The following is a 16441-nucleotide window of genomic DNA, read 5'->3' as shown; positions in this document are numbered from 1 at the left end:
GCCCTAGCGAGGGTAGCCGCCGCGCACGGTCGACCGGCCGGGCACAGAACGAACTGCGGCGCGGCCGGTCGGACGTGCGGTATAGGGGGTGGGACGTCAGCGAGCGCCGGGGCAGGTGCTCGGGTGCGGGCCGAGGGTGTCGCTGGCGGTCGGGGCCGGCAGGCCGCAGGCGATCGCCGCGCGCAGCGTGTCCGAGCGTTCCCGGATGCTGTCCAGCAGGCGCAGGGACCGCTGGGTCCGTTCCCGGTCGACGCGGGTGCTTCCGTCGAGCAGACCGCTCACCGCCCGGCGTTGGCCGGTGACGAACGCGTTGAGCGTGTCCAGGCTGCCCGGCTCTGCCCGCTGCGCCGCGGCGGTGGTCAGCAGGCGAACACCCTGCCGGGTGTCGGCGTCCATGTCGTCGAGGACGGCGCTGTAGCCGATCCGGTCGCCGCGCAGCTCGGCGGCCTCGCCGAGTCTGGTCCGGGCGAAGTCCAGGAAGAGTTGACCGCGGCTGATGTCGGAGCTGGCCAGGGCGAGTTGAGCGCGTTCGGTCGAGCGCTTCATGCCGTACAGCGCGTCGCCGGGTACCGCGTTCTCGCTGGCGGCGGAGATGCCGGAGACGGCGATGGCACCGGCGGCGATGCCGACCAGGATCGCGCCCCGGGCTCGGGCCCGCCGGGCGGTGACCGCCGGCAGTAGCCGTCCCCGGGCGGTCGTGGCCGGACCCGTGGCGGCTGGTTCGCCGGCCGCCGGTGTGGTGCCCAGTCCTTCGCGTTCGGCGGTGGCGAGCAGCATCGCCCGCAGGCCGGTACGGAAGTCCTGGTCCACCTCGACAGTCGGGGGGTCGGTGCTGATCCGTTGGCCCACTGCGACGAGGGGCGCGAGTTGACCGTCCACCCGGGCTCGTACGTGGTGTCGCCGAGCGCCGTTGGCCTCGTCGAGAAGCTGCGCGAAGCGCTCGGCGCGCCGGCGGGAGAAGAGGATGTCGTCCACCGCAGGCACCTCCTCTCGCTGGTCACGGCCGGTCGGCCGCCGTCGTTGCCGGAGACCGGGCGGCAGTGTGACACCACGGAGGTGAGGCGCCGCCGGCTTGCCGGTCGGACCTCGGTGACCCGGCCTGCCGGGACAACCACCGGTCGCACCCGGAGAAACGCGGCGGACCGGGCACGGGTTACGGGCCTGGCGGGGCGGAAATTACAGAAAGTGATCGTCGTCACCGGGCGGGACCGACCTTGAGCTGCACGGACGTCGATCGACGCCCATCGGTCCCGCCGTCACAAACTACGGCTGGAAGCCGTCCGGGAGCAGTCGGGCGAGGGCGCGAACGGCCCGGTACTGGAGGGCCTTGATGGCGCCCTCGTTCTTGCCCATCGCACGGGCCGTCTCGGCGACCGAGAAGCCCTGGAGGAAGCGGAGCACGATGCACTCCTGCTGCTCCGGGTTGAGCTGCTTGACGGCGGTGAGCAGAGCGACGTTGGTGATGTGTTCCACCACTGCCGCCTCCGGGCTGCCCTCCGGGCCCCGGTCCTCCCGATCGGCGTCGAGCACGTCACCGGTGGTGACCTCCAGCCGGTACCGGCCCGACTTGAAGTGGTCAGCGACCAGGTTGCGGGCGATCGTCACCAGCCAGGCGCCGAGGTCGCGGCCCTGCCAGGTGAAGCTGCCGATCCGCTTGAGCGCGCGCAGGAAGGTGTCCGAGGTGAGATCCTCGGCGAGTTGGCGGTTGCCGACCCGGAAGTAGATGAACCGGAAGACGGTGTCCACATACCGGTCGTAGATCAGGCCGAACGCCTCGGACTCGCCGGCCTGGGCGCGCTCGATGAGCGTCCAGACCTCGGTGGCCGGGTCGGATGGGTCCGGGCGGCTCGGGAAGCCGGTCGGGGTCGTTGCGGTGGTGGCCGGCACCGCCGGGATCACCGCCGTCTCGCCCGCCGCCGCATCGGCGGTCACCGTCGGTGTTTCGCTGACCCGGCGGCCCTGCGCCGGCATGGTCGGTCGGGCCGGAACGGCGACCCGGCCGCCGGCTGGCCGCGCGTTTCCGCCGGGCACCACGGGCCGCGGCGGCGGCTCGTTGTGGTGTGGCCGGCTGCGGGTGCGTTGGGCCGCGCCGTCGCCCCGTACGGCGGCGCCGTGTGGTTCGTCAAGTGGGGCGCGGGCCGTCGGTCTCTCGTTGACGTGCGAGCGTGCCGGCTGACCGGTCAGGCCGACCGGGCGTTCCGCGTAACCGAAGGTGGTCACCGGGTTGCCCCCGTCCCGTCGGTCGCCGGATGGGCCGGTCTGTGCGTCGTTGGGGCGGACCGACCGGGCAGCCGGTCGGGCAGGACGGTCGCGGGGGTTGCCGATGGGCGGCAAATCCCCTGGAGGTGCTGGTCCAATGCGCTAACAGGCACGGGGGCCTCCTCGGGCTGAGGGGTGTCGACTCACGGCAAATGGGGTGAGCCGACCCGAGTGATGATAGGGCCAACGTCACCCGCGCGTGGCAAGTCCGTTACACAAGGCGGAAGTATTTCCCGCTCCGTCGCACCAGCGGCGGACCGGTTGTCCGTCGTGTGCGATTGACTTTCCGTCGACCCGGTGTTCCGCGGTGGATGCCCTGGTCGGGGCAGGTTGCCCGTTCGGCTGACCCCTTCGCCTCGGGCGGCCGCGCCGGCGTGGCCGAAACGTCTGCGGACGGCACCACCCATCCCATGGGCGGGACTTGATCGGAGCACCCATGGCACACCGGTCAGTCCCGTCAACGGGACTGCCCGGTCGGGCGGCCCGAGCACGGTCGTGGCCCGGTCGTCGGCCGCTGTGCCAGACTTGATCACCACGCGGGCCGAGTCGGCGGTACCGGGTGTGCCGTGCCCGCGAACCGGCGAGACTGTGCGGCGTACGTGGTGGCGGCGCTGGCGCGACCGGTGACGGTGCCGATCGACCTGCCGGCGAGCGCCGAAACCCCTACGGAGGTAACCGATGTCCAGTGACGCCCGGCTCGCCCTGATCACCCGACCCGGCTGCCACCTGTGCGACGACGCCAAGGCGGCACTCGACCGGGTGGTGGCGGTCACCGGCGACAAGTGGGTCGAGTGGGACGTCACCGACGACGAAGGGCTGGAGCGGGAGTACGGAGACCGACTGCCGGTGGTGCTGCTCGACGGCAAGGAGCACGGCTACTGGCGGGTCGAGGAGGACCGGCTGCTGCGGGACCTGACCACACCACAGCTCTGAGCGGTGCCTATGGTGCACCGATGACCCCTGCACACCCCCACCTCGTCTGGGACTGGAACGGCACCCTGCTCAACGACCTCAGTCTGGTGGTGTCCGCCACCAACGTCGTGTTCACGAGTCTTGGCGGGCCGACTGTCACCCTCGACGAGCACCGGGTGCGGTTCCGTCGGCCGATCGCCGAGTACTACGCCGAGGTCCTCGGGCAGGCCGTCGACGACGACGAGTTCGGCCGGCTGGACCGGATCTTCCACGAGGCGTACCGCACCGGCTTGACCACCTGCGAGCTGGCCGCCGACGCGCGTACCGCGATGGCCGCCTGGCCGGGCAGCCAGAGCCTGCTCTCCATGTGGTTCCACGAGGAGCTGGTGCCGACCGTGCACACCTACGGGTTGACCGGCCACTTCACCCGCGTCGACGGGCTGCGGGCCGCAGTCGGCGGCGACCGCAAGGCCGAGTCGCTCAAACTGCACCTGGCCGAGCTGGGGGTGGAGGGCACCTCGGTGGTGCTGATCGGCGACTCCATCGACGACGCGGACGCAGCGCTCGCGGTGGGCGGCCGTGCCGTTCTCTACACCGGCGGGTTCACCGACCCGGCCCGGCTGCGCGCCTCAGGTCACCCGGTGGCCGACACCCTCGTCGACGCGGTCGACCTGGCGCGCGAGGTCAGTTCCGCAGGTAGGTGAGGACGGCCAGCACCCGCCGGTGCTGCTCGGTGTCTGGCGGCAGGGTGAGCTTGGTGAAGATGTTGCGCACGTGCTTCTCCACCGCGCCGTCGCTGACCACCAGGGCGCGGGCGATGGCGGTGTTCGAGCGTCCCTCGGCCATCAGGGCCAGCACCTCGCGCTCGCGGGGGGTCAGCTCGCGCAGCGGGTCGTCCCGGCGGCGTCGGGCGAAGAGCTGGCCGACCACCTCCGGGTCGAGCACCGTGCCGCCGGCCGCCACCCGGCGTAGCGCGTCCAGGAACTCGTCGATCGCGGCCACCCGGTCCTTGAGCAGGTAGCCGATGCCGCCGCCGGCACCGCCGGTGGTGGCCAGCAGATCATCGGCGTACGAGACCTCGACGTACTGGGAGAGCACCAGGATCGGGGTACGCGGCACCAACCGGCGCGCCTCCACCGCCGCCCGGAGCCCCTCGTCGGTGTGGGACGGCGGCATCCGGACGTCGACGATCGACACGTCCGGCTGGTGCGCCACCACCGCCTCGACAAGCGCGTCGCCGTCCCCGACGGCAGCCACCACCTGGTGCCCACTCTCGGTCAGTAGCCGGACCAGCCCCTCCCGGAGCAGGACGGCGTCGTCGGCGATCACGATGCGCATGGCTGTGTTGTCTACCACGTCCGGACCGTCGTGGGGGTGTGGCGCGGGACTGATCACAGCGGGAGCTCAGCGCGGATCTCGGTGGGGCCGCCGGCCGGGCTGACCACCATCAGTTCACCGCCGGCGGCCCGGACCCGGTCGGCGATGCCGGCCAGCCCGTGCCCCTTGGCCAGGTGTGCGCCACCCTGCCCGTCGTCGCCCACCCGCACCTGGAGGTGGGCGCCCTGCCGGGCGACGGCCACCACGGCCTCGGTGGCCCGGGCGTGCTTGGCGACGTTCGTCAGCGCCTCGGAGACCACGAAGTACGCGGTGTTCTCCACCGCCGGGTCGAGCCGCCCGCCGGGCGTGCCGAGCTGCGGATCCACCTGGAGCTCGATCGGGATCAGCCCGCGCCCGGCGATCGCGGCCAGGGCGCTGGGCAGGCCCCGGTCGACAAGGATCGGCGGGGCGATGCCCCGGGACAGCGCCCGCAGCTCGGCAAGTGTGTCCCGGGTCTGGGTGACCGCCTCGTCGATGGTCCGGCCGGCGGCCTCCGGGTCGGAGGCGAGCTGCATCCGGGCCCGGCTGAGGTCCATGGCCAGGCGGACCAGGCGCTGCTGCGGGCCGTCGTGGATGTCGCGTTCCAACCGGCGCAGCGCGGACGCCTCGGCGGACACGGCGGCCCGTTTCTGCTCCTCCAGCACGGTGATCCGGTCGCGCATCTCGGCCACCCCGGTCAGCATGGCCTTGGCGAAGCTGGCCTGCAGCAGCGCGCAACCCCGGACCACGATCGGCAGGGTGATCAGGAAGAACACCCCGATCGCGGTGTTCAGGCCGATTCGGGCGGTGGTCGAGTCGCCGAGGCCGAGCAGTTGGGCCAGGTCCTCGTCGCCCTCGCCGTCGGCTCGGGGCAGGGCCCAGTCGTAGGCCCAGTACAGCGAGCCGGCGATCGCTCCGGCCCACCAGACCACGGCGACCAGGAAGGTGCCGCCCGCCGCGATCAGCCGCAGAATGCCGTGGGCCAGGTCGAGCCAGGACTGGGCGTCCCGCATCGGTACGAAGATCCGCCGCCACGCGTTCGCGCCCGCCTCGGGCAGCCGGTAGTGCGGCCGGATCCGGGGCTGCCGGAGCACCGCGGGCAGCCGTAGCCGTTCGATGTCGGCCAGCCCACGGGCGGCGTACAGGGTGCCGCTGAGGATCGGCAGACCGATCACCGTCACCACCAGGCCGATGCCGACAGCGGTGCCGAGGATGAGGACGACGAAACTGGCCACCGCCAGGGGCAGACCGAGCAGCACGTAACCGGAGTCGACGAAGAGTTGGCGGGGAATGCTCGGTGCCAGCGTCGGTTGGTCGCTGGTGGCGGCAACGGCGGTCATGGGAAAAGGCTAGGCATTCCAGCTTCCGGTCCCCATCCCGAAGCCCTGCCTCTCCCCCGTAGTGCTGCCCCTACCACCTGCGGAACGGCTCTGTGAGGCTCAGCGCGGGATTGGTCAGAGAAGTCGGGATTGAGCAATAATCGGCCGGGCGGCGCGGGCGGAAGTCGCTAAATCGATCTTGCGGAATAGGGGTGCTTGTGGAGTCGCGGCGCGCAGCGACAAGATCGCGATTTGTGCACGTCTTCACAAGCGCCTACTCTGTGACTCCGACGCGCCCTGCTAGCACAGCCGGCAACCTCGGTCGCCAGCGGGAGTCCATAAGCGGCCGACCAGCGGAGTTGGCCGAGGATCGCACCGCACGGAGTCTCATGAGTCAGCACCGTCACCCAGGCGCGCCCGGCCGCGCCGGTGCCGTACCAGCGCTCCCGGATCTGCCCGAGGCCACCGTCGCTCGGCTCCCGGAATACCTGCGCGCGCTGCACAACCTCGCCGACACCGGGCACGAGACGGTCTCCAGCGAGGAGCTCTCTGCCGCCGCTGGCGTCAACTCCGCCAAGCTTCGCAAGGACCTCTCCCACCTCGGCTCGTACGGCACCCGGGGAGTCGGCTACGACGTCGCGCTGCTGATCGAGCAGATCGAGAATGTGCTCGGGCTCACCCAACGGCGGGCGGTCGCCCTGGTCGGCGTGGGTAATCTCGGTCACGCTCTGGCCGGCTACGACGGCTTCGCGGGCCGGGGCTTCCGGATCGCCGCACTGCTCGACGCCGATCCCTCCCGCGTCGGTGAGGAGATCAACGGCCTGGTAGTCAGGCATGTCGACGAGCTGGCGACGGTCGCCGCGGAGGAATCCCTCGCGATCGGCGTGATCGCCACTCCGGCCGCCGCCGCCCAGCAGGTCGCCGACCAGTTGGTCGCCGTCGGCGTGACGAGCATCCTCAACTTCGCGCCGTGCGTACTCTCGGTGCCGGAGGGGGTCGACGTGCGCAAGGTCGATCTCGCCATCGAGCTGCAGATCCTGTCCTTCCACGAGCACCGCAAGGCGTCGCTGACCGCGCTGCCCGCCACCGGCGGGTCCGCTCTCACGGCCCTGCCTGGCGGGTTCGCGGCCACCGACACCCAGGAGGCGATCGGCACGTGAAACTGCTCGTCGTCGGCGCGTCCTACCGGACCGCCCCGGTCGCCACGCTGGAACAACTGGCCGTGCCTCCCGCCGACCTCACCCGCACCCTGGACCGCCTGGTCGCCCAGCCCTACGTGGCCGAGGCGGTGATCGTCTCTACCTGCAACCGGGTGGAGGTCTACGCCGCCGTGTCCGGTTTCCACGGCGGGCTCGGCGACGTGTGCGCCGTCCTGGCCGAGCAGGCCGGCAGCTCGCCGGCGGCGCTCGCCAGCCACCTGTACGTGCACTACGACACCGCTGCCGTGGACCACGTGTTCCGGGTCGCCACCGGTCTGGACTCGATGGTGGTCGGCGAGGCGCAGATCCTCGGCCAGCTCCGCGACGCGTACCACTGGGCCACCGGCGCCGACTCCGCCGGCCGTCTGCTGCACGAGCTGATGCAGCAGGCGCTGCGGGTCGGCAAGCGGGCCCACGCCGAGACCGGCATCGACCGCGCCGGCCAGAGCGTCGTCACCGCCGCGCTGGAGCTGGCCGCCGGGCACCTCGACGGCGACCTCGCCGGTCGCCCGGCCCTGGTGGTCGGCGCCGGCGCGATGGGCTCACTCGGGGTGGCCACGTTGTCCCGGCTGGGCGCCGGCCCGCTCACCGTCAGCAACCGGGGCGCCGACCGGGCCGTCCGGCTCGCCGAGTCGTACGGGGCGAGTGCCGCGCCGATGACCGAGCTGGCCGACACTCTTTCCACAGTGGACATCGTAGTGGCCGCCACCGCGTCCACTGAACCGGTCCTCACCCGGGCGGTGGTCAGCGCGGCGCTTGCCGAACGGGATCCTCTCCGGGGTCCGCTGGTCCTGCTCGACCTGGCCGTCCCGCGCGACGTCGAGGACGGCGTCACCGACCTGCCCGGCGTCGAGGTGATCGACATCGACCGGATGGCGGCGTTGCTCGCCGACGGTCCGGCCGCCGCGGACGCCGCAGCCGTCGAACGGATCGTGCTGAGCGAGGTGGAGAGCTTCCTCACCTGGCTGCGCGGCGCCGACGTGGCACCCACCGTGGCCGCGCTGCGCGGCCGGGCCGACGACGTGGTCACCGCCGAGCTGCGCCGGCTCGCCCAGCGTCGCCCCGACCTCGGCGACGACCTGCGCGCCGAGGTGGCCCGCACCGTGCACCGGGTCGTGCAGCGGCTGCTGCACCAGCCCACCGTCAAGGTCCGCCAGTTGGCCGCGGAGCCCGGCGGCGACCAGTACGCGGCCCTGCTGCGCGAGCTGTTCGACCTGGAGGTGCCGCAGACCTCTCCGGTGGACACCGTCCCGGACGTGCTGGCCGCCGACCTCGGCATGGCGCTGCCCGGCATCGACCCGGTGTCCGGAGCCGACGCCGCCGAGCCCACCCCACCCACCGGAGGTGCGCGATGACCGCCCCCCTGCGCCTCGGCACCCGGGGCAGCGCCCTGGCGATGGCCCAGTCCGGCCAGATCGCCGAGGCGCTGACCGCCGCCACCGGCCGTCCGGTCGAGCTGGTCGAGGTGGTCACCGCCGGCGACCGCTCCCACGCGCCGGTGCACCGGCTCGGTGTCGGGGTGTTCGTCTCCGCGCTGCGCGACGCGCTGACCGCCAGGACCATCGACTTCGCGGTGCACTCCTACAAGGATCTGCCCACGGCAGCCGCCGGTGGGCTGCACATCGCGGCGGTGCCGGCCCGACAGGACCCGCGCGACGCGCTTGTCGCCCAGGGCGGCCGGACGCTCGCCGAGCTGCCGCCCGGGGCCACCGTGGGCACCGGCGCGCTGCGCCGGATCGCCCAGTTGCACGCGCTCGGCCTGCAACTGGAGGTCACCCCGATCCGCGGAAACGTGGACACCCGCCTGGGTCGGGTGCTCGGCCCCGAGGCCGACCTCGACGCCGTCGTCGTGGCTCGGGCCGGGCTGGCCCGGCTCGGTCGGGCCGACGTCATCACCGAGACGCTGGACCCGATGCTCATGCTGCCCGCGCCCGCCCAGGGCGCGTTGGCCGTGGAGTGCCGGGTCGACGACCAGGACCTGGTCGAGCTGCTCGCGGTGCTGGACCACGCAGCGTCGCACGCCGCGGTCACCGCGGAACGCGCGTTGCTGGCAACCCTGGAGGCCGGGTGCAGCGCACCCGTCGCCGCCTATGCGGAAGTCGCCGAGGGCGATACCGGCGATGAGATCTACCTGCGCGGGGCGGTGATCAGTCCGGACGGCACTCGTGACCTCCGGCTGTCCCGCACCGGAACGCCCGCCGACGCGGCGGAGATCGGTAAGGCACTCGCCGCCGAACTCCTCGACCTCGGCGCCGACTCGATCCTCGGCCACGAAGGACACACCGGCCCGGGGACCCAGCAATTTGGGAGCACAGAATGACCCGCACCCGTAAGCCCGTCGGCCGTATCGCGTTCGTCGGGGCTGGCCCCGGTGACCCAGGGCTGCTGACCCGTCGGGCCCACGACGCCCTGGTCGACGCCGACCAGGTGATCTACGACCGGGGAGTCCCGGAGTCGTTGCTCGCCGTCGTTCGCGCCGATGCCAGGGACGATGCCGAGTTCACCCCCGCCGAAGGCGCGCCGGGGGACGTGGCGAAGGTGCTGATCTCCGCGGCCCGATCCGGGCTGAACGCGGTGCACCTGGTCGCCGGCGACCCGTTCGGCCACGACTCGGTGGTGAAGGAGGTGCAGGCGGTGGCCCGCACCGCCGCCCACTTCGAGGTGGTGCCCGGTGTCGGCCAGGCCGAGGGCGTGGCCACCTATGCGGGTGTTCCGCTGCCGGGTGTGCGTACCGCCGCCGACGTCGAGGACGTCAGCGCACTGGACTTCGAGGCGCTGGCCGCGGCCGTCGGGCGGGGTTCGCTCGCGCTGGCCGTGGACGCCGGTGACCTCGCCGCCGTCCGGGACGGGCTGCTCTCCGCCGGGGTCGACGGCACCACCGGCGTCGGGGTGACCGGCGACGGCACCGGCGAGACCCAGTACACGACCACGTCGACGGTGGACAGCTTCGTGGCCGCCGCGCTCGGCTTCACCGGCCGGGTGGTGCTCACCGTCGGTGTCGGGGTGGGTCAGCGCGACAAGCTGAGCTGGTGGGAAAACCGCCCGCTGTACGGCTGGAAGGTGCTCGTACCCCGGACGAAGGAGCAGGCCGGCGCGATGAGCGCGCGACTGCGGGCGTACGGCGCGATCCCGTGTGAGGTGCCGACCATCGCGGTCGAGCCGCCGCGTACTCCGGCGCAGATGGAGCGGGCGGTCAAGGGCCTGGTCGACGGCCGGTACGCCTGGGTGATCTTCACGTCGGTGAACGCGGTCCGCGCGGTCTGGGAGAAGTTCGCCGAGCACGGCCTCGACGCCCGGCACTTCGGCGGCGTCAAGATCGCCTGCATCGGTGAGGCCACGGCGGACGCCGTGCGCGCGTTCGGCATCCAGCCGGAGCTGATCCCCGCCGGGGAGCAGTCCTCCGAAGGGCTGCTGGCCGAGTTCTCCCCGCACGACGAGATCCTCGACCCGGTGGGCCGGGTGCTGCTGCCGCGCGCCGACATCGCCACCGAGACGCTCGCCGCCGGGCTCACCGAGCGCGGCTGGGAGGTCGACGACGTGACCGCGTACCGGACGGTGCGCGCCGCGCCGCCGCCCGCCGAGATCCGCGACGCGATCAAGTCGGGCGGGTTCGACGCGGTGCTCTTCACCTCGTCCTCCACCGTGCGCAACCTGGTCGGTATCGCCGGGAAGCCGCACGCCCGGACCGTTGTTGCCGTCATTGGGCCCAAGACGGCGGAGACCGCGACGGAGTTCGGCCTGCGGGTCGACGTCCAGCCGCCGCACGCCTCGGTGCCCGACCTGGTGGAGGCGCTCGCCGCCTACGCCGTCGAGCTGCGCGAGAAGCTGGCCGCCATGCCGGCCAAGCAGCGCCGTGGCTCGAAGGTGCAGGGCCCCACCGCCCTGCGCTTCCGGTAGTCGTTCGAGGAGGCCTGCCATGTCGTACCCCGAGATCCGGCCCCGCCGGCTGCGCCGCACCCCGGCGGTCCGCCGGCTGGTGTCCGAGACCCGGGTCGACCCGGCCGAGCTGGTCGTGCCGATGTTCGTCAAGGAGGGGCTGACCGAGCCCCGCGCCATCGGGTCGCTCCCGGGGGTGCTCCAGCACTCCCGGGACTCGCTGCGCAAGGCGGCGGCCGAGGCGGTCCAGGCCGGCGTCGGCGGGATCATGCTCTTCGGCGTGCCGGAACGGCGGGACCCGACCGGCTCCGGCGGCATCGATCCGAACGGCATCCTGAACGTCGCCATCCGCGACGTGGTGGCCGAGGTGGGCGACGCCACTGTGGTGATGAGCGACCTGTGCCTGGACGAGTTCACCTCGCACGGGCACTGCGGGCTGCTCACTCCCGACGGTGAGGTCGACAACGACTCCACCCTGGCCGCGTACGCCGAGATGGCGGTCGCCCAGGCCGCCGCCGGCGTCGGCATGGTCGGGCCGTCCGGGATGATGGACGGCCAGGTCGGCGTGGTACGCAAGGCTCTCGACGCCGCCGGCTACCAGGACGTGGCCGTGTTGGCGTACGCGGCGAAGTACGCCTCCGCCTTCTACGGCCCGTTCCGCGAGGCGGTGGAGTCGGCGCTTGAGGGCGACCGGCGCACCTACCAGCAGGACCCGGCCAATCTGCGTGAGTCGCTGCGCGAGGTGGCGCTCGACGTCGCCGAGGGTGCCGACTTGGTGATGGTCAAGCCGGCGCTGCCCTACCTCGACGTGGTGTCGGCGGTGCGGGCCGCGGTGGACGTCCCGGTCGCCGCCTACCAGGTCTCCGGCGAGTACGCGATGGTCGAGGCCGCCGCCGCGAACGGCTGGATCGACCGGGAGCGCGTGATGATGGAGACGCTCACCTCGATCAAGCGGGCCGGCGCGCAGGTCATCCTCACCTACTGGGCCGTCGAGGCCGCCGGGCTGCTGCGCCAGCGCTACTGACCCCCAGGTCCGACCCTGGCCGCGCTTGTCCTCCCAGCGTGCGGGGAGGCACCGGCTCGCGCACGGCCGGCGCCTCCTGACCGCGTGTCCCGTCGCCGGGCGGCGCGGTAGAGCTTCCCGGACCTACCGGCTCGTGGACCGACCGACCCGGGGACCTGTGGACCCGCGGACCTGTGGACGTGTGGACCTGCCCGGCAATAACGGCTCGCGGAGCGTAACCACGTGACGAGCCGTCACCACCCCCCTCCCCGCCTTTGCTCTGCACCCACGACGGCGACGCTCACCCTCCGCTCTCGGCGCATATCGAACTGCAGAGCAAAGGGGGCGGGCGGGGGGTTGCGTGTCTGCCGGCGAGGATGAGGATTTCCCTGGTCAGTCCGGTGGTGTGTCTGGCCGGGTCTGGCCGCTCGACGGGGCAGCGTAGAGCCCTGTGACGCGGTGTAGTGGCCGTGTAATTGGTGCCGCGAGCACGGAAAGTGATCCGCCGGGCCGTGGAGATGTCCACAGGTCAGCTGGTTGTCCACAGGCTCGGCAAGCGGGATTGCGGCCAGCTCCACCAGGCGGGACGGTGGCGGCATGAGTGATTCGTCAACCTCAGCCGAGCCGGTCCTGCTCACCGAGCCTTCCGACGCGCCCTGGCCGGCCGCCGGTATCGTCCGGGCGGTCCGCCGTCGCGCCGACCTGAGTCAGCGCGAGCTGGCCCGGTGGGCGGGTGTGCACCATGCCACCATTGGCCGGATCGAGGCCGGCCGCATGGTGCCGAGCATCGTCCTGCTCCGGCGCATCATCGGTGTGGTGGGCTGCCGGTTGGCCGTGGTGGACGAGTTCGGCCGGGTGCTCAAACCGATGCAGGACTGGCAGGACACGTACAACGGCGCCGAGCGTCGCTACCCGTCACACCTCGACACCATTCTCGACCCCGAGTTGGGCGAATGGTGGGCGGACATCTACGGGCTGGCCCGCCCGCCCGAGACGTTCCACCGCGACCGGGCAGTTCGGGACGCGATGCGGCGCCGTAGCCAGTGGGAGGTGCGGGTGGCCCAACATCGGCACCTGCCCCGACCGCCGTGGCCCCCGCGCGGGGTGGTCTGACCTGGACACGGGCGAGGCCCGCCGATCCGGAACGGATCCGCGGGCCTCGCCGGGAGCGCGCGACGTCAGTCGTCGTTGGTGATCGTGCCGACCGCGAGCGGGTCGGCCAGCCGCAGACCGGGCACGCCGGCCACCAGCAGCGTCAGCTTCTCGTCGGCCTCCCGCTTACGGTCGCCACGCACGGCCACCGGGAAGGCGACCGACGTCTGCCCGGCGGCCAACACCTTGCAACCGGCGTACGGGTCGAAGTCCGAACCACCCTGCGCCGTGAGGCCGACGGTGGTGGCGCAGAGCAGCACCGGCTGGGACAGCGGCCGGGACACCGTGGCGGTGAAGGTGAGCTGCGTGCTGCCCTGGTTGCCCTCGGCCACCGCCGTGTCGGCGACGGTCAACGACGCCCGGGACCGGAACCGGGCGACCTGCGGGTCGTGGTCGCTGGAACCCCGCGACCCGTCGCCGGTGAACTCCGCCGGCCAGTCGGCGTTGATGTGCGCCGCCCGCACCTGCACCAGGTCGCCGTAGAGCGCGTCGTTGACGAACAGGTGGTCGAGCGTCTGCGCCTGCCCCTCGAAGCTGTACGAGTAGGCCGACGCCGGCACGTCCGCCACCAGGTTGTCCCACAGGTTGTGCAGGCCCGCCTCGTACAGCGGCGCGAGCTGGTCCGATGGCGTGGGCTGGCTGCCGGTGGCGATGGGATCGTCCGGGCGGGGGAAGACGTTCAGGTCCCCGCCGTAGACCACCCGGGCGCTCTGGTCTGCCGCCTCGATCGCGGTGACGATCGCCGCGCCGTAGCGCGCCTGCTCCCGCCGCTGCCCGACCCGACCGTCCGGGCCCGAGGAGTAGTGGTTGCTGAGCGCGTACAGGGTGAACCGCTCGGTCGAACCGGGCGACGCCGCCACGCTGAACTTGCCCAACTGGGGAGCGCGGGTGAAGACGTTGTTGCCGTCCCGACCGGTCGAGGTGTCCACGTCCGCCGGCAGCACCGCGTTGAGGGCCTTCGGGTTCTGCACGTCCGCGTTGGCCGGCAGGCCGGCAGCGCGGTACTGGACTGTCGGTGCCGAGCCCAGCAGCGGGTCGTTCGCCGTCGCGGCCGCAAGCGACAACCGGTCCGTGCGGTACAGGAAGGCGGCGGTGATCCCGCGGGCGTCCGCGCCGGTCCGGTCATAGGCGGCGGCGTACGCCGGCCCGCCCACCGCCGCCACCCTGAGCGCCAACTCCTGGATGCTGTCCGGGGCGCCGTCCGCGTTGTTGGTGTCGCCGCAGCTCAGCGCAGTGCCGGAGACCGTGCAGATGTCCTGGTCCTCGGCTTCCTGCACCAGGATCAGGTCCGGTGCGTGCAGATCCTCGACGATCTGGTCGGCGAGCGCGCCGAGCTGCTGCTGGTAGTCCGCCTCGCTGGTCGGCACGTAGTCGAACGGCGGGTCGACTCCCGGGCAACCGGCGTTACCTGTGAAGTCACAGCCGTCGAACGGGTCGTCCCGGTAGTCGTACAGGTTCTCCACGTTGTAGGTGGCGACGGCCACCTCCTGCGACCGGTCGGCCGGCTTCGGCGGGTTGTTCTTCGACGGGTCGGCCCCGGCGGCGAACTCCGCCCGCTCGACCTGGACGCCGTACTTCTCGAACGAGTAGTAGACCCCGCCCACCGCGTCCGTGCGCAGGGTGTCGAAGGTGTGCGCCGGCGGGAGCAGCGCGGCGCTGTCCCCGGCGGTGGCCTTCACACCCATGCTGCCGAGCAGCGTCCGCTGGCCGTTGCCGTCGTCGAAGCGGCGCGTCGGGTCGTTGTCCAGCGGGTGCGAGTCCCGGAAGACCCGCCGGGCGTACGGGTCGGCGCGGTCCAGCAGCGGGTCGTCCCGGTCGACCACCCACAGCTCGGCGTCGGCGGTGGAGGAGAAGACGTCCCGTCCGCTCACCGCGCCGCTGCCCGCGCGTACCCGCATCCGGGCACCCTCGTGCCGCTCCCAGAAGCGTTGCGCGGCGGTCAGCTCGACCGGCGGCACCGCGTCGGTCACCGCGACCGTCGTGTCCACGTTCAGGCCGGTGGCGATCCGGCGGACCAACGACGCGCCGGAAAGCTGGGTGAGGTTGTAGTACTCCGACACCCGGGCGCGCAGCACGACCTCGTCGCCGACCGTCGGGACGTAGCCGCCGACAAGCGAGGTGAACGCGCCCATGAACACGAAGACGCCGTCGGAACTGGTCGGGTCGCCGTCGGTGTCGCCGCTACGGCTCTGCAGGAAGAAGCCGTGCTGCTCCGCACCGGCCGACGTGCGGGCCAGGGTCAACTGGGTGATGACGCCGCGCACGTCGTACAGGCTGCTGCTGGTGCCGTTGCCGCTCGCCGGTGCCAACGGCGACCGGTCGGCGGGGCCGGACTCGGTGTCGGTGGTCGGACCCTGCACCTCGCCGACGGTCAGCTCCCGGGTCACCTGCACGGCCAGCGCGCAGGTGGCCGTGCCGGCGTCCGCGTCGGTCGCGGCGAGGGTGACGGTGTACGCCCCGGCGGCGAGGTCGGCGCTCGCGCCGACCGTGGCACGGGCGGTGCCGCCGATGCCGTCGGCGGGAGTGAACGCGGTGCGGGTGATCGAGCCGGTGGACGGGGTCGGGCTGACCGACGTCACCTCCAGCTCGACGATCGTGTCATCGGGGTCGGTGGCGGTGACCTCCCGGCTCGCCGCCGTACCCGCGCTGGTGACCAGCGGGCCTCCGCAGGTCAGCGTGGCCGGGACGTCGACCGGGCCGCCGCCGTCCACGGTGTGCGTGCCGAGACCGTCGAAGGTGTCCACCGGGAAGCCGGCCCACTGGCCCGCGGGGTCGAACGCATCCGTCGGGTCGGTGTCGCCGCTCGTCACGGTCGGCAGCCGGCGCAGCGTGTTGTCCGCGGTGCTGGTGACGCCCGCACCCCACTCGGTGCCGGGGTCGACGCCCACCTGCCCGATCGAGTCGAGCACCGTGGTGCCCCGGAGCAGCACGATCGCGTCGTCACCGTTGAACAGGCTGGCCCCGGTGGTCTGGTCGGCCTGGGCGAGGATGGCGGCCCCGGCCGAGGCGCTGGCGAACACGAACGCGTCACCGGCGGACACGTTCCCGGCCAACGCGATGGTGGTGGCCGTGGTCGAGCCGTTGAAGTAGAGCTGGAGCCGGTAGCCGCCGGCGGCGAGGTCGACCGGGGTGCCGGTGCCGTTGAACAGCTCGATCGCCTTGTTGTTCGACGAACCTTCGACGTACTCCGAGATGAACAGGTCGGTGGGCGCGGCGCTGGCCGCGGTGGGTGCGACGCCGAGCGCCGTGATGGTCACGGCGGCGGTGGCGGTCGCGAGCGCGGCGATTGAGCGGCGCGGGCGCATAGGGCCTCCACGATGGGTGGATGGGGGTCAACGCACGTTAAGGTGCGCGGTGGTCCACCG

At 72.5% G+C, this 16441-nt stretch carries 13 protein-coding genes; 8 read left to right on the top strand and 5 right to left on the bottom strand.

Annotated elements, in window-relative coordinates:
* Positions 1–96 precede the first annotated feature (96 nt).
* Positions 97–984 (bottom strand): DUF5667 domain-containing protein, encoded by an 888-nt coding sequence (locus AB0F61_RS12710; protein ID WP_357807858.1) that lies wholly within the window; start codon positions 982–984, stop codon positions 97–99.
* Between the two features lie 279 nt (positions 985–1263).
* Positions 1264–2220 (bottom strand): ECF subfamily RNA polymerase sigma factor, BldN family, encoded by a 957-nt coding sequence (locus AB0F61_RS12705; protein ID WP_357807855.1) that lies wholly within the window; start codon positions 2218–2220, stop codon positions 1264–1266.
* Positions 2221–2937: 717 nt separating this feature from the next.
* Between AB0F61_RS12705 and AB0F61_RS12700 the strand changes: the two genes are divergently transcribed.
* The gene (locus AB0F61_RS12700) at positions 2938–3192 is read left to right on the top strand and encodes a glutaredoxin family protein (RefSeq protein ID WP_357253871.1); all 255 of its coding nucleotides are present in this window, start codon (positions 2938–2940) and stop codon (positions 3190–3192) included.
* A 20-nt stretch (positions 3193–3212) separates the two neighbouring features.
* On the top strand, positions 3213–3875 hold the full coding sequence (locus tag AB0F61_RS12695) for an HAD hydrolase-like protein (protein WP_357807852.1): 663 nt from the start codon (positions 3213–3215) through the stop codon (positions 3873–3875).
* On the opposite strand, the gene AB0F61_RS12690 is transcribed toward AB0F61_RS12695, so the two are convergent.
* Positions 3856–4509: a response regulator transcription factor gene (locus AB0F61_RS12690; RefSeq protein ID WP_357808126.1), complete on the bottom strand. Its 654-nt coding sequence runs from the start codon at positions 4507–4509 to the stop codon at positions 3856–3858. The two genes, AB0F61_RS12695 and AB0F61_RS12690, sit on opposite strands and share 20 nt — an antisense overlap.
* A 53-nt stretch (positions 4510–4562) precedes the next feature.
* Positions 4563–5867, bottom strand: coding sequence for a sensor histidine kinase (locus AB0F61_RS12685; RefSeq protein ID WP_357807849.1), 1305 nt, complete (start codon positions 5865–5867; stop codon positions 4563–4565).
* 368 nt (positions 5868–6235) lie between these two features.
* On the opposite strand from AB0F61_RS12685, the gene AB0F61_RS12680 reads away from it, so the two are divergent.
* The 6 genes from AB0F61_RS12680 to AB0F61_RS12655 all read left to right on the top strand — a co-directional run bounded on the left by AB0F61_RS12680 (position 6236) and on the right by AB0F61_RS12655 (position 13037).
* Positions 6236–7006: a redox-sensing transcriptional repressor Rex gene (locus AB0F61_RS12680; RefSeq protein ID WP_357807847.1), complete on the top strand. Its 771-nt coding sequence runs from the start codon at positions 6236–6238 to the stop codon at positions 7004–7006.
* Positions 7003–8400 carry a glutamyl-tRNA reductase gene (locus AB0F61_RS12675; RefSeq protein WP_357807845.1) on the top strand — a complete coding sequence of 466 codons (1398 nt, stop codon included), beginning with the start codon at positions 7003–7005 and terminating at the stop codon, positions 8398–8400. Before AB0F61_RS12680 ends, AB0F61_RS12675 begins: the two co-directional genes overlap by 4 nt.
* Positions 8397–9365 (top strand): hydroxymethylbilane synthase, encoded by a 969-nt coding sequence (gene hemC, locus AB0F61_RS12670; RefSeq protein WP_357807842.1) that lies wholly within the window; start codon positions 8397–8399, stop codon positions 9363–9365. Before AB0F61_RS12675 ends, hemC begins: the two co-directional genes overlap by 4 nt.
* The gene (locus AB0F61_RS12665; RefSeq protein ID WP_357807839.1) at positions 9362–10942 is read left to right on the top strand and encodes a uroporphyrinogen-III synthase; all 1581 of its coding nucleotides are present in this window, start codon (positions 9362–9364) and stop codon (positions 10940–10942) included. Before hemC ends, AB0F61_RS12665 begins: the two co-directional genes overlap by 4 nt.
* Positions 10943–10961: 19 nt before the next feature.
* Positions 10962–11945: a porphobilinogen synthase gene (hemB, locus tag AB0F61_RS12660; RefSeq protein WP_357807836.1), complete on the top strand. Its 984-nt coding sequence runs from the start codon at positions 10962–10964 to the stop codon at positions 11943–11945.
* A 576-nt stretch (positions 11946–12521) separates the two neighbouring features.
* On the top strand, positions 12522–13037 hold the full coding sequence (locus AB0F61_RS12655) for a helix-turn-helix domain-containing protein (protein ID WP_357807834.1): 516 nt from the start codon (positions 12522–12524) through the stop codon (positions 13035–13037).
* 65 nt (positions 13038–13102) lie between these two features.
* Here AB0F61_RS12655 and AB0F61_RS12650 read toward each other — a convergent pair whose 3' ends face one another.
* Positions 13103–16381: a lamin tail domain-containing protein gene (locus tag AB0F61_RS12650; protein WP_357807831.1), complete on the bottom strand. Its 3279-nt coding sequence runs from the start codon at positions 16379–16381 to the stop codon at positions 13103–13105.
* Between the last annotated feature and the right edge of the window lie 60 nt (positions 16382–16441).

Source organism: Micromonospora sp. NPDC023888 (assembly GCF_040639415.1).
Lineage (GTDB): Bacteria > Actinomycetota > Actinomycetes > Mycobacteriales > Micromonosporaceae > Micromonospora.
Note: the sequence above shows the minus strand (reverse complement) of the source record. Positions and strands in the feature narration are given on the sequence as shown.